Source organism: Micromonospora sp. NPDC048907, assembly GCF_055586885.1.
This window is the reverse complement of sequence record NZ_JBVJHI010000007.1, coordinates 1-11,958: the sequence shown is the minus strand read 5'-3', so window position 1 is coordinate 11,958 and position 11,958 is coordinate 1. Positions and strand designations below refer to the sequence as shown.

The following is an 11,958-nucleotide window of genomic DNA, read 5'->3' as shown; positions in this document are numbered from 1 at the left end:
GGCTGAATCCTGTCGGTGGGTGTGGCGATAATCACCGCACCCGTCGATGAGGGAGGACCGGCATGACGACGCTGCTCGCGATCGGCACCGGCAAAGGACTCTTCCTGGCCACCAGCTCCGACCGGCGCGACTGGGCGGTGAGCGGCCCGCACTTCCCGATGACCGGGGTCTACGCGGTCGCCGTCGACAAGCGCCCCGGCCGGCCCCGGCTGCTGGCCGGCATGACCAGCTCGCACTTCGGCCCCAGCGTGGCCACCAGCGACGACCTGGGCGGCTCCTGGCACGAGCCGGACCAGGCGCCGGTCGCGTTCCCGGCCGACACCGGGGCCAGCCTGGGGCGGGTCTGGCAGCTCACCCCGGCCGGCCCGGACCAGCCCGACGTGGTGTGGGCGGGCGCCGAACCGTCCGCGCTGTTCCGCTCCGACGACGGCGGGCGCAGCTTCAGCCTGGTCCGGGCGCTCTGGGACCACCCCCACCGGGAGCAGTGGGGCGCCGGCTTCGGCGGCCAGGCCGTGCACAGCGTGCTACCGCACCCGGGCGACCCGGGCCGGATGGCGGTGGCCATGTCCACCGGCGGGGTCTACCGCACCGAGGACGCGGGAGCGAGTTGGGCGCCGGGCAATACCGGGATCCGGGCCTACTTCCTGCCCGACGAGTGGCCCGAGTTCGGCCAGTGCGTCCACAAGATCGCCCGGGACGCCGGCGACCCCGAACGGCTGTACGCGCAGAACCACCACGGGGTCTACCGCTCCGACGACGACGGGCGCACCTGGACCTCGATCGCCGCGGGCCTGCCCAGCGACTTCGGCTTCCCGATCGTCGCCCACCCGTCCCGCCCGGGCACCGTCTACGCCTTCCCGCTGACCGCCGACGGCGAGCGGTTCCCCACCGACCGGCGCTGCCGGGTCTACCGTTCTTCCGACGCGGGTGAGAAGTGGGAGCCGCTGACCGCCGGGCTGCCCGACGGGCCGTTCTACCCGGCGGTGCTGCGCGACGCCATGTGCGCCGACGACCACGACCCGGCCGGCGTCTACTTCGGCACCCGCTCCGGCGAGGTCTACGCCAGCGCCGACGAGGGTGACTCCTGGTCGCTTGTCGCCGCGCACCTGCCGGACGTGCTCTGCGTCCGGGCCGCGGAGGTCTGAGTGGTCACCGTGCTGCTGCCCGGCCCGCTGCGCGCCGAGACGGGCGGCGAGGGCCGCCTCCGGGTGGCCGCCGCCGGCACGTTGCGGGCGGTCCTCGACGAGCTGGCCACCACGTGGCCCCGGCTGGCCCGCCGGATCCGCGACGAGCGTGGCGACCTGCGCCGCTACGTCAACGTCTACGTCGACGGGGAGGACTGCCGCCACACCGGCGCCCTCGACACCAGGGTCCCCGAGGGCGCCGAGATCCAGATCCTCCCGTCGGTGGCCGGCGGCTGACCCACGGCGTGCGTGCGGTGCGGGTGGCGTGGGCCACCCCGGGGTGGGGGCCGACCGGAATAGTTGCTTCGTCAAATATGTTGTGCGGAGCGATTCCGGGCCGGGGCGGTCCGGACCCACCCCCGAGGAGCTGGTCATGCAGTTCGGAGTCTTCACCGTCGGCGACGTCACGGTCGACCCGACCACCGGGCGGCTGCCGTCCGAGCATGAGCGGATCAAGGCCATGGTGGCCATCGCGCTCAAGGCCGAGGAGGTCGGGCTCGACGTGTTCGCCACCGGCGAGCACCACAACCCGCCGTTCGTGCCGTCGTCGCCCACCACCATGCTCGGCCACATCGCGGCCCGCACCGAGCGGCTCCTGCTGTCCACCGCGACCACGCTGATCACCACGAACGACCCGGTGAAGATCGCCGAGGACTACGCGATGCTCCAGCACCTGGCCGACGGGCGGGTCGACCTCATGATGGGCCGCGGCAACACCGGCCCCGTCTACCCCTGGTTCGGGCAGGACATCCGCAACGGCATCCCGCTCGCCATCGAGCACTACGACCTGCTGCACCGGCTGTGGCGGGAGGACGTGGTCGACTGGAAGGGCCGGTTCCGCACCCCGCTGCAGTCGTTCACCTCGACGCCGCGCCCGCTCGACGGCGTGCCGCCGTTCGTCTGGCACGGCTCGATCCGCAGCCCCGAGATCGCCGAGCAGGCCGCGTACTACGGCGACGGCTTCTTCGCCAACCACATCTTCTGGCCCAAGGAGCACACCCAGCGGATGGTCGCCCTCTACCGGCAGCGCTACGCGCACTACGGCCACGGCACCGCCGACCAGGCCATCGTCGGCCTCGGCGGCCAGGTCTTCATGCGCAGGAACTCGCAGGACGCGGTCCGCGAGTTCCGGCCGTACTTCGACAACGCCCCGGTCTACGGGCACGGGCCGTCGCTGGAGGAGTTCACCCGGGAGACCCCGCTGACCGTTGGCAGCCCGCAGCAGGTCATCGACCGCACGCTGAGCTTCCGCGAGTACGTCGGCGACTACCAGCGCCAGCTCTTCCTCATGGACCACGCCGGGCTGCCGCTGAAGACCGTCCTGGAGCAGCTCGACCTCCTCGGCGAGGAGGTCGTCCCGGTGCTGCGCAAGGAGTTCGACTCGCTGCGCCCCGCGCACGTGCCCGAGGCGCCGACCCACGCCTCGCTGCTGGCCGCGGCCGGTGGCACCAAGGACAGCACGGTCCACGCCGTCGACGACGTGACCGGCAAGGCGCCGGAGGAGGCCCGATGACCCGCCGCACCCTGGCCGTGGTCTCGGCTGGTCTCAGCCAGCCCTCGTCGACCCGGCTGCTCGCCGACCAGCTCGCCGCGGCCACCCGCGACGAGCTGGTCCGGCGCGGCGCCGAGGTGGAGATCAACACGGTGGACCTGCGCGAGCACGCCCACGACGTCGTCAACCACCTGCTCACCGGCTTCCCGCCGGCCGCCCTGCGGGCGGCGCTGGACACCGTCGCGGGCGCGGACGGCCTGATCGCGGTCACCCCGATCTTCAACGCGTCCTACAGCGGGCTGTTCAAGTCGTTCTTCGACGTGGTCGAGAAGGAGGCGCTGGCCGACCGGCCGGTGCTCATCGGGGCCACCGGTGGCACCGCCCGGCACTCGCTCGCCCTGGAGCACGCGGTCCGGCCGATGTTCACGTACCTGCGGGCGGTCGTGCTGCCGACGGCGGTGTTCGCCGCGCCGGAGGACTGGGCCGGCGACGGCGCCGACCGCGCGCTGCGCTCCCGGATCCGCCGGGCCGGCATCGAGCTGGCCGAGCAGGTCGACCGCCGCCCGGCGGCGACCGGGCCGGCCGACCCGTTCGCGCTCACCACCAGCTTCGAGGACCTGCTCGCCGGCCGCGACCCGTCCTGACCCGGCGGCCGGCCGGCGACCTCAGTCGCCGTCCGGCTCGTACGGGTGCGCCACCAGCACCGGGCAGTGGGCGTGCTGCACCAGCGCCTGGCTGACCGAGCCGAGCAGCAGCCCGGCGAAGCCACCCCGGCCCCGGGAGCCCACGACCACCAGCGCCGCCTCCCCGCTCGCCTCGATCAGCGCCTGCTCCGGGGACGCGCCCCGCAACGGCCGCTCGACCACGCCCAGCACGGGGTGGTCCGTGCGGATCCGGGCGGCCGCCCCGGCCAGCAGCTCCGCCGACTCGGCCTGCGCGGCGGCGGTGGCCTCCGCCGCGGCGTCCGGCGCCACCGCGCCCCGCTCCGGCGTGCGGACGTGCACCAGCACCAGGTCGGCGTCCCGGCGGACCGCCTCGTCGGCGGCGATCCGGACGGCGTACGCGGCCGACTCGGACCCGTCCACCCCAACCAGCACCGGCCCCCGCACCGGGATGGGCTGCTCCGCCGGGCGGACCACGAGCACGGGGCAGTGCCCGTGCTGCGCCACCTGGTTGCTCACCGAGCCGAGCAACAGCCCGGCGAAGCCGCCCACACCGCGGCTGCCCACCACCACGAGCTCCGCCCGGCGGGACTCCTCGATCAGGGTGACGCCCGGGCCACCGGCCACCTGGCGCACCTCCACCCGCAGGCCCGGATGCCGGCCGGCCAGATCCGCGGCCACCTGGTCCAGCATCTTCCGCGACTCCTCGGTGGGCGCCGGCACCCCGAGGTCGTACGGGTTGAGCGGCACCCCGTAGCCGAGCGGGTGCAGGTAGCCGTGCACCACGTGCAGCGGCCGGGACCGCGCCACGGCGGCCCGGGCGGCGTGTTCGGCGGCGGTGAGGCTGGTCGACGATCCGTCGACACCCACCACGACAGGTCGGTTCATCGGCATCCCTCCGGTCGGCTCCGCCCATTGTCGACGACGACCCCGCCGGCCGAGCCCGAACGCGGCCGTCCGGCGGCCAGGTCCGGCCGCACGCGTGCCGGATGCGGCTGCCGGAGCTCTACGGGTACCCGGCGGCGCTCCCGCCGACCGGCTGACCTGCCGCGTGCCGGTGGACCACCAGGTCGTCCACCTCCAGCCGGCCGATCCGCAGCTCCCGGATCACCGCCCGGCGGACGGCCAGGCGCGCGATCATCAGCCGGCCGATCGCCACGGCGCCGATCGCCGCCGCCGCGAGCGCCAGGGGCGCGGCCGCCGTCGGGCCCAGGGCGCGCGGGCCGGCCGCCGTCGGACCGACCACGGAGGCGCGGACGGTACGCATGGGGAACGCCCGGCGCCGCGGGCGGTGCAGCATCCTGTTCATCCGTGGATCCTCTGCTCCCAGCCGGTTCGTCCGGCACCGACTTCGGTGCCGGTCCATCGCCCGGGTGACGCGACGCCGCCCGCCGGCGGTTCCTCCCCGGCCGCACGGGAGGACGGCCCGGACATCCCGGTCCTGTCGGTGGGTCCGCGTATCGTCCGCCGGGTGACCAGTGAGGTGCGACTCCGCCCGGTACGCGACGACGACCTGCCGGTGTTCTTCGCCCACGAGCAGGATCCGCAGGCCAACTGGATGGCCGCGTTCGGCCCGAAGGACCCGGCCGACCGGGCCGCCTTCGACGCCCACTGGGCCCGCATCCGGGCCGACCCGCGCATCGTGAACCGCACCGTGACCGTCGACGGCGCGGTGGTCGGGCGCGTGGCCGCCTTCCCGGTGGGGGAGCGCACCGAGGTCAGCTACTGGATCGACTCCGCCCACTGGGGTCGGGGTCACGCCACCGCGGCGCTCGCCGCGCTGCTGCGCGAGCTGCCGCAGCGGCCGGTGCACGCCCGCGCCGCCAAGGACAACGCCGCCTCCCTGGCGGTGCTGCGCAAGTGCGGCTTCGTCGTGGTCGGCGAGGACTCCGGGTACGCGGAGAGCCGCGGCGCCGAGGTCGAGGAATACGTGCTGGAGCTGCCCGCCGAGGCGACTGACCAGGGCGACCACTAGTCTCCCCGGGGTGAACTGGCTGGAACTCGTCGGCTGGGCCGGCTCCGCGCTGCTGGTCTGGTCGCTGCTGCAGACCCGCATCCTGCGGCTGCGCGCGCTCAACCTGGTCGGCTGCCTCATCCTGATCGGCTACAACGCCGCCGTGCACGTGTGGCCCATGGTCGGGCTCAACGTGGTGCTCGCCGTGATCAACGTCTGGTACCTGCGGACGATGCTCGCCACCCGCCACGACGCGCAGACCTACGAGGTGGTCGAGGTGGGCACCGGCGACGCCTTCCTGGCCCACACCCTGCGGGTGCACGCCGCCGACATCGCCCGGTTCAACCCCGACTTCCGCTGGGACCCGGCCGCCGCCGACCGCTCGGCGTTCCTGGTGGTCCGCGCCGACGAGGTGGTCGGTGTGGTGGTCTCGCACGCCGAGGCCGGCGGGGTGGCGCAGATCGACCTCGACTACGTGACCCCGCCGTTCCGCGACTTCACCCCCGGCGAGTTCGTCTACCGGCGCAGCCGGCTGTTCACCGACCGCGGCTTCCGCCGGGTCGTCAGCCCGCGCGGCATGGTCGCCCCCTACTACCACCGGCTGGGCTTCCGGCCGGAGGGCGACGCGTACGTGCTGGACCTGCCCACGCCCGCCTGACCCGCGACCGGAGGATTGCGCGGCCCGCCCGCGGGGCACAGAGGGGCGACGCCGGCCGGGCCACGGTCGGCGACGGGTCGGCCACGGCGGCCGGCCCGGGTCGGGCCGAGGGAGAGAACCACGCGTGCAGAGCTACTGGAGCCAACTGGCCCTGGTCGGAGTTCTGGTGATCGTCAACGCGGCCTTCGCCGGCAGCGAGATGGCCCTGGTGTCGCTGCGCGACAGCCAGCTCCAGCGCCTGGAACGCGGCAGCCGCGCCGGCCGCACCCTGGCCCGGCTGGCAAAGGACCCCAACCGGTTCCTGGCCACCATCCAGATCGGGATCACCCTGGCCGGCTTCCTGGCCTCGGCCGCCGCGGCGGTGTCCCTCGCGAAGCCCCTCGTCCCGCTGCTCGGGGTGTTCGGTGACGCCGCCGAGACGGTCGCCATCGTCGGGGTCACCCTGGCGCTGACGTTCGTGACCCTGGTCTTCGGCGAGCTGGCCCCCAAGCGGATCGCCATGCAGTCCGCCGAGCGGTGGGCCCTCGTCGTGGCCCGCCCGCTCGACGTGCTGGCCAGCGTGACCCGCCCGGCGGTCTGGGCGCTCGGCGCCACCAGCGACCTGGTGGTCCGCCTGTTCGGGCTCAACCCGAAGCACGAGCCGGACGAGATCGGCCCCGACGAGCTGCGCGACATCGTGGCCGGCAACCACGGCTTCACCAAGGAGCAGCGGACCATCATCGCCGGCGCCGTGGAGATCGCCGACCGGCAGTTGCGCGCGGTGCTCGTACCCCGGTTGCAGGTCTTCACCCTGGACAGCGGAACGACCGCGGAGGCCGCGCGGCTGGTCCTCGCCGCGACCGGCCACTCCCGGGCGCCGGTGGTGCGGCACGGCGGCCTGGACGACGCGGTCGGGGTGATCCACCTGCGCGACCTGGTCGGCGTCCCCGACGATCGGCCGGTCGACGAGATCGCGCGACCCCCCATGCTGCTGCCCGACTCGCTGTCGGTCGTCGACGCCCTGCGCCAGTTCAAGGCGGAACGCCAGCACATCGCACTGGTGGTCGACGAGCGTGGCGCCGTGGACGGCATCGTCACCCTGGAGGACATCCTCGAAGAGATCGTCGGCGAGATCTACGACGAGACCGACCGGGACCTCGGCTCGGTCCGCACGGAGGAGGACGGCACGCTGGTGCTGCCCGGCACCTTCCCGGTGCACGACCTCACCGACCTGGGCGTCGAGCTGCCCAACCGGCCGCCGGGCGACTACACCACGATCGCCGGGCTCGTGCTCATCTGCCTCGGGCACATCCCCACCGTGGCGGGGGAGCGGGTCCGGGTCGACGGCTGGGACCTGGCCGTGGGCGGCGTCGACCACCACGCCATCACCGAGGTCCGGGTCCGCCGGCACAGCCGCCGCGACCACGTCGAGGACGCCGAGGACGCCGGCGCCGACGGCACGCCCGTGCTCGACGAGGCCCGGAGCTGACCGACGGCACGGCCGTGCTCGACGAGGCCCGGAGCTGACCTCAGCGGCCGGACGGCGGGCCGAACGGGAAACCGGGCACCGGTGGGAGCAGCTGCACCGCGTCGGCGGGCACCTGGAGCGTGCTGCGCCCCAGCACCCGGGTGATCGCGCGCAGCAGCCACGGCCCCGACGGATGCCGCTCCGGCCCGATCAGCCGGCTCGTGACCCGGGTCCACCAGTGGCCGGCGACGATCACGTCAGTGATCCGCAGCCGCTCCGGCGGCCAGCCGCCCCGCACCACCACGTCGACGACCCGGCCCAACCGCCGCCCGTGCAGGTCGTACGCGGTCCGGCCGAGCAGTTCACCCGCTCGCACGGCCCGCTCCGGGAATGCGGTCGATCAGGTGCCGGCGCAGCCAGGACTCCACGGGCGAGGGCGGCAGGTCGGCCGCCGGACAGCGCAGCCGCACCACGCTGTCGACCCGGTCGACCTGGGCGAGCGGGACCCGCAGCGGTGGCACCGGCGGGTCGTCGGTGAACCGGTCGGCGACGGCCACCAGCAGCCGCCCGATCCGGCCCCCGATCCGCTGCCCGAGCGCCGCCTGCCCGGTGAGCAGGGAGTCCACGTACGGGTAGCCCTCCTCGTCGACGGCGAACGCGACGTCGTCGACCCGCCCGACCAGCCGGCCGTCGACGTCGACGATCTGCCGGTCGAGCAACTGCTTGGCGAGCTGGATCCTCATCGCCCCATCCTCGTGATGATCGCCAACGGGAGCGCCGCCACCGAGGCGGCGACGATGAGCACCAGGAACAGGGTCCCGAGCAGGTTCGTCCACCACCCGTTGACCCGGTCGCCGAGGTAGTTGCGGTCGTTCGCCACCACCAGGATCGGCAGGTACGTCAGCGGCAGCACCACGGCGCTGAGCACCAGCATGTACTCGGTGAGCCGGATCGGGTCCACGCTGGTCATCAGCAGCAGCACCCCGAGCAGCAGCCCCACCAGCAGCACGCTGTGGAACCGGGCCGCCTCCCGGGGGCTGACCCGCTTGCCCCACTGCCAGCCGAAGTACTGCGACGCCGCGTACGCGGCGGACAGGCCCGTCTCCAACGCCGCGCCGAAGGTCACCGCGAAGAACGCCAGCACCACCGTGGCCAGGCCGGCCCCGCCCAGCGCGGTCACCACCGGCCGGGCCACCTGGTCGAGGGTGTCCAGCGACGCCCCCGACGGGTGGTACGCCACCGTCGCCACGGCGATCAGCGACAGCGCCAGGAAGCCCCCGACGGGAAACCCGATCAGCACGTTCGACCGGGCGTGCGCCAGGTCGGCGGCGCTCCACCGCTCCTCGACCCCGCCGGAGGAGAAGAAGAACACCTCGTACGGGCTGACCGTCGACGCGAACAGCGCCACCGCCACGAACCAGTACACCGACCAGCTCTCGCCGGCGGAGCTGACGCGCAGGGCGCCGTGCCCCAGCTCGGCCCAGTCCGTGGGCAGCGCGAACAGCGCGACCGCGAAGACCAGCAGCGCCAGCCCGGCGAGGCCGAAGACCCGTTCCATCAGCTCGAAACGCATCCGCCACAGCACCAGCCAGACCGCCACCGCGGCCACCGGCACCCAGAGCAGATGGCTCAACCCGGTCGCGAGCCGCAACGCCAGCGCCACCCCACCCAGCTCGGCGGCCAGGGTGATCACCGTGACCAGCCAGGAGGCGGCCAGGTTGAGCAGCGCCACCCGCGGCCCCAGCCGCTCCCGGACCAGGTCGAACACGGCCCGGCCGCTCACCGCCGCGATCCGGCCGGCCATCTCCGCGTACGCGCAGATGCCCACCACCCCGACGATCAGCACCCAGGCGTGGGCCATCCCGAAGCGGGCGCCGGCCTGGCTCGCCGCCACCAGGTCGCCGATGTCGACGAAGCCGCCGACGGCGGACAGCACGCCGAGCGTGGCCGCGAAGAGCTTCCTCACGTCGGGTCGGGTGTGGCCGGGCTCATCGACGCGACGATATCGGCGTCAGATCCCCGATCTGGGGCGAATCGAGCAGCCCGCGATCAGGCGGAGGTGAGGTTCTGCAGCCGCACCTGGCCGCGCGACACCAGCCGGCCACCCTCGTCGGTGATCTCCACGAGCCAGAGCTGCTGGCTGCGGCCTCGATGGATCGGGGTGCCGACAGCGGTCAGCTCCCCGTCGCGGACCGCGCGCAGGAAGTCGGTCTGGTTGGACACCCCGACGACCTTGCCCCTGTCACCCAGCCACAGGGCGCCGCCGATGCTGGCCGCCGTCTCCACGACCGAGCAGTAGACCCCGCCGTGCTGGATCCCGTACGGCTGGTGCAGTTCCGGACGGACCTGCCAGCGGATGACCACCCGGTCCCCGCTCACCTCGTCGAACTTCAGGCCCAGCAGGGCGACGAAGCCCCCGGTCAGATCCGGCTCCTCCACGGCGACCCCTCCCTCTCGCGCGACGGCGTCGCCAGCCTAGTCGGCGCCCCCGTCGGCAAACCCGGTACGGGTGCCGGCCGCTGATGGGGGAGAATCGGTGACCGTGACCGACAGCAACCTCCCGCAGGGGCGGGACTCCCTGACCGAAGACCTGCTGTGGCGGGGCCTGATCCAGGACTCGACCGGCCTCGACGAGCTGCGCGCGCTGCTCGACGGCGGGAGCACCACCTTCTATGTGGGCTTCGACCCGACGGCGCCGAGCCTGCACGTCGGCAACCTCATGCAGGTCGTCATGGCGCGCCGGCTCCAGCTCGCCGGGCACCGGCCGCTGCTGCTGGTCGGCGGCGCCACCGGTCAGATCGGCGACCCGAAGGAGAGCGCCGAGCGCACCTTGAACCCGCCCGAGGTCATCGCCGGCTGGGTCCAGCGCATCCGCGACCAGCTCGCGCCCTTCGTGACGTACGAGGGGGAGAACGCGGCCCAGCTGGTCAACAACCTGGACTGGACCGGCGAGATGTCGGTGGTGGAGTTCCTCCGGGACGTGGGCAAGCACTTCCCGGTGAACAAGATGCTGGCCCGGGAGGTGGTCAAGGCCCGGCTCGAGACCGGGATCAGCTACACCGAGTTCAGCTACCAGCTGCTCCAGGCGAACGACTTCTTCGAGCTGCACCGCCGGCACGGCTGCCAGCTCCAGTACGGCGGCTCCGACCAGTGGGGCAACATCACCGCCGGGGTGGACTACATCCGGCGCCGTGGCGCCGGGCCGGTGGAGGCCTTCACCACGCCGCTGGTCACCAAGTCGGACGGCACCAAGTTCGGCAAGAGCGAGACCGGTGCGGTCTGGCTCGACCCGGAGATGACCAGCCCCTACGCCTTCTACCAGTTCTGGGTCAACGCCGACGACCGGGACGTCACCCGCTACCTGCGGTACTTCAGCTTCCGTTCCCGCGAGGAGCTGGAGGAGCTGGAGAAGGCCACGGCGGAACGCCCGCAGGCGCGGCTCGCCCAGCGGGCCCTCGCCGAGGAGCTGACCGCGCTGGTGCACGGCGAGCGGGAGATGGCCCAGGCGGTCGCGGCGAGCCAGGCGCTCTTCGGTCGCGGCTCGCTCGACGAACTGGCCCCGGAGACCCTGCGCGCCGCGCTCACCGAGGCGGGCCTGGTGCACCTCGACGAGCTGCCCGACGTGGCGGGCCTGCTCAAGGAGTCGGGCCTGGTGCCCAGCATGAAGGAGGCGCGGCGGGTCATCGCCGAGGGCGGCGCGTACGTCAACAACGTGCGCATCGCCGAGGTGGACGCGACGGTGTCGCCGGCGGACCTGCTGCACGGCCGCTACCTGGTGCTGCGCCGGGGCAAGCGCAACTTCGCCGGCGTCGAGCTGGGCAGATAGCCCTCGGTCGACGGTGTGACGCGGGACGCGCCCGGCGGATTTGACGATCAATCCGCCGGGCGCGTAACTTTCTCTCTGCCAGCGCGGAACGGACGAAACAGGGCGAAAGACCTGGAGGCCGGAGCGCGGGAATGACAACCGGGTGAGGATGGTTGATCCCATCGGACCCTGGACCGGGCGGTGCCCCGGATTCGCCGGGAGGCGGATTTGGTGAGGCGGAACCGACCGGGTAAGGTTGTCGACCGGCAGGGACACGGACGAGCGAGCGGGAAACCGCGGCGGCCGTCCTGCCAAACCCACGAAGCGCCCGGCGCGAGCCGGTCGAATTGTGGTGCCCGGTTAAAAGGGTGGAAGCATGACAAACCGCGAAACACCGGTTTGACACCGCAGAAACCAGCGGGTAACGTAGTAAAAGTGCCCGGCGCGAGAGCGGCGGGTGCGGGATGAACGAAATGCCCCGGATGGGGGCTCCACGGTGTGGGGTTTCCGGATGGTGTGTGGTTGTTCTTTGAGAACTCAACAGGGTGCTTGATAAGCCAGTGCCAAATTGATTTATACCCCGGACTGGTCAGGCTTCGGTTTGGCTGGTTGGGATTCCTTTGGCAACACTTTTGTTGTCAGGATGATTGTTCAACAAAGATTTTTGTTGGAGAGTTTGATCCTGGCTCAGGACGAACGCTGGCGGCGTGCTTAACACATGCAAGTCGAGCGGAAAGGCCCTTCGGGGTACTCGAG

Annotated in this window: 14 protein-coding genes and 1 rRNA gene; 9 read left to right on the top strand and 6 right to left on the bottom strand. The window is 72.8% G+C overall.

Annotated elements, in window-relative coordinates; genetic code table 11:
* Positions 1 to 62: 62 nt before the first annotated feature.
* The 4 genes from ACZ6PY_RS24130 (at position 63) to ACZ6PY_RS24115 (ending at position 3,320) form a co-directional block, all read left to right on the top strand.
* Entirely contained in the window at positions 63 to 1,145 is a 1,083-nt protein-coding gene (locus tag ACZ6PY_RS24130; RefSeq protein WP_466075285.1) for a WD40/YVTN/BNR-like repeat-containing protein, read from the top strand.
* A complete protein-coding gene (locus ACZ6PY_RS24125; RefSeq protein WP_466075283.1) occupies positions 1,146 to 1,421 on the top strand; it encodes a ubiquitin-like small modifier protein 1 in 276 nt (91 codons plus the stop codon).
* A 136-nt stretch (positions 1,422 to 1,557) separates the two neighbouring features.
* Complete coding sequence (locus tag ACZ6PY_RS24120; RefSeq protein ID WP_466075281.1) at positions 1,558 to 2,697, top strand: LLM class flavin-dependent oxidoreductase; 1,140 nt, start codon at positions 1,558 to 1,560, stop codon at positions 2,695 to 2,697.
* On the top strand, positions 2,694 to 3,320 hold the full coding sequence (locus ACZ6PY_RS24115; protein WP_466075279.1) for an FMN reductase: 627 nt from the start codon (positions 2,694 to 2,696) through the stop codon (positions 3,318 to 3,320). The genes ACZ6PY_RS24120 and ACZ6PY_RS24115 overlap by 4 nt, the downstream gene beginning before the upstream one ends.
* Before the next feature lie 21 nt (positions 3,321 to 3,341).
* Here the strand turns inward: ACZ6PY_RS24115 and ACZ6PY_RS24110 are convergent, their stop codons facing one another.
* Positions 3,342 to 4,232 (bottom strand): universal stress protein, encoded by an 891-nt coding sequence (locus ACZ6PY_RS24110; protein WP_466075277.1) that lies wholly within the window; start codon positions 4,230 to 4,232, stop codon positions 3,342 to 3,344.
* Between the two features lie 112 nt (positions 4,233 to 4,344).
* Positions 4,345 to 4,647 (bottom strand): hypothetical protein, encoded by a 303-nt coding sequence (locus tag ACZ6PY_RS24105; RefSeq protein ID WP_466075275.1) that lies wholly within the window; start codon positions 4,645 to 4,647, stop codon positions 4,345 to 4,347.
* Between the two features lie 162 nt (positions 4,648 to 4,809).
* Here ACZ6PY_RS24105 and ACZ6PY_RS24100 point away from each other — a divergent pair, with 162 nt between their 5' ends.
* The 3 genes from ACZ6PY_RS24100 (at position 4,810) to ACZ6PY_RS24090 (ending at position 7,418) form a co-directional block, all read left to right on the top strand.
* Positions 4,810 to 5,313 (top strand): GNAT family N-acetyltransferase, encoded by a 504-nt coding sequence (locus ACZ6PY_RS24100; protein ID WP_466075273.1) that lies wholly within the window; start codon positions 4,810 to 4,812, stop codon positions 5,311 to 5,313.
* Positions 5,314 to 5,323: 10 nt separating this feature from the next.
* Positions 5,324 to 5,950, top strand: coding sequence for a hypothetical protein (locus ACZ6PY_RS24095; RefSeq protein ID WP_466075271.1), 627 nt, complete (start codon positions 5,324 to 5,326; stop codon positions 5,948 to 5,950).
* A gap of 124 nt (positions 5,951 to 6,074) precedes the next feature.
* Positions 6,075 to 7,418 (top strand): hemolysin family protein, encoded by a 1,344-nt coding sequence (locus ACZ6PY_RS24090; protein WP_466075268.1) that lies wholly within the window; start codon positions 6,075 to 6,077, stop codon positions 7,416 to 7,418.
* Positions 7,419 to 7,458: 40 nt separating this feature from the next.
* Here the strand turns inward: ACZ6PY_RS24090 and ACZ6PY_RS24085 are convergent, their stop codons facing one another.
* The 4 genes from ACZ6PY_RS24085 to ACZ6PY_RS24070 form a co-directional block, all read right to left on the bottom strand.
* Positions 7,459 to 7,773: a PRC-barrel domain containing protein gene (locus ACZ6PY_RS24085; RefSeq protein WP_466075266.1), complete on the bottom strand. Its 315-nt coding sequence runs from the start codon at positions 7,771 to 7,773 to the stop codon at positions 7,459 to 7,461.
* The gene (locus ACZ6PY_RS24080; protein WP_466075264.1) at positions 7,760 to 8,140 is read right to left on the bottom strand and encodes a hypothetical protein; all 381 of its coding nucleotides are present in this window, start codon (positions 8,138 to 8,140) and stop codon (positions 7,760 to 7,762) included. Before ACZ6PY_RS24080 ends, ACZ6PY_RS24085 begins: the two co-directional genes overlap by 14 nt.
* Positions 8,137 to 9,363 (bottom strand): NRAMP family divalent metal transporter, encoded by a 1,227-nt coding sequence (locus ACZ6PY_RS24075; protein ID WP_466075262.1) that lies wholly within the window; start codon positions 9,361 to 9,363, stop codon positions 8,137 to 8,139. The genes ACZ6PY_RS24080 and ACZ6PY_RS24075 overlap by 4 nt, the downstream gene beginning before the upstream one ends.
* An 83-nt stretch (positions 9,364 to 9,446) precedes the next feature.
* Positions 9,447 to 9,836, bottom strand: coding sequence for a PaaI family thioesterase (locus tag ACZ6PY_RS24070; protein ID WP_466075259.1), 390 nt, complete (start codon positions 9,834 to 9,836; stop codon positions 9,447 to 9,449).
* A gap of 103 nt (positions 9,837 to 9,939) precedes the next feature.
* Here ACZ6PY_RS24070 and tyrS point away from each other — a divergent pair, with 103 nt between their 5' ends.
* Together tyrS and ACZ6PY_RS24060 are read left to right on the top strand one after the other, a co-directional pair.
* Entirely contained in the window at positions 9,940 to 11,223 is a 1,284-nt protein-coding gene (gene tyrS, locus ACZ6PY_RS24065; protein WP_466075256.1) for a tyrosine--tRNA ligase, read from the top strand.
* Between the two features lie 643 nt (positions 11,224 to 11,866).
* A 16S ribosomal RNA gene (locus ACZ6PY_RS24060) occupies positions 11,867 to 11,958 on the top strand; the annotation flags it as partial.

Bases quoted from the DNA above. Each gene is read 5' to 3' on its own strand.
- ACZ6PY_RS24130 (WP_466075285.1), top strand. From the start codon at position 63: ATGACGACGCTGCTCGCGATCGGCACCGGCAAAGGACTCTTCCTGGCC.
- ACZ6PY_RS24110 (WP_466075277.1), bottom strand. From the start codon at position 4,232: ATGCCGATGAACCGACCTGTCGTGGTGGGTGTCGACGGATCGTCGACC.
- ACZ6PY_RS24080 (WP_466075264.1), bottom strand. From the start codon at position 8,140: ATGAGGATCCAGCTCGCCAAGCAGTTGCTCGACCGGCAGATCGTCGAC.
- ACZ6PY_RS24120 (WP_466075281.1), top strand. From the start codon at position 1,558: ATGCAGTTCGGAGTCTTCACCGTCGGCGACGTCACGGTCGACCCGACC.
- ACZ6PY_RS24105 (WP_466075275.1), bottom strand. From the start codon at position 4,647: ATGAACAGGATGCTGCACCGCCCGCGGCGCCGGGCGTTCCCCATGCGT.
- ACZ6PY_RS24115 (WP_466075279.1), top strand. From the start codon at position 2,694: ATGACCCGCCGCACCCTGGCCGTGGTCTCGGCTGGTCTCAGCCAGCCC.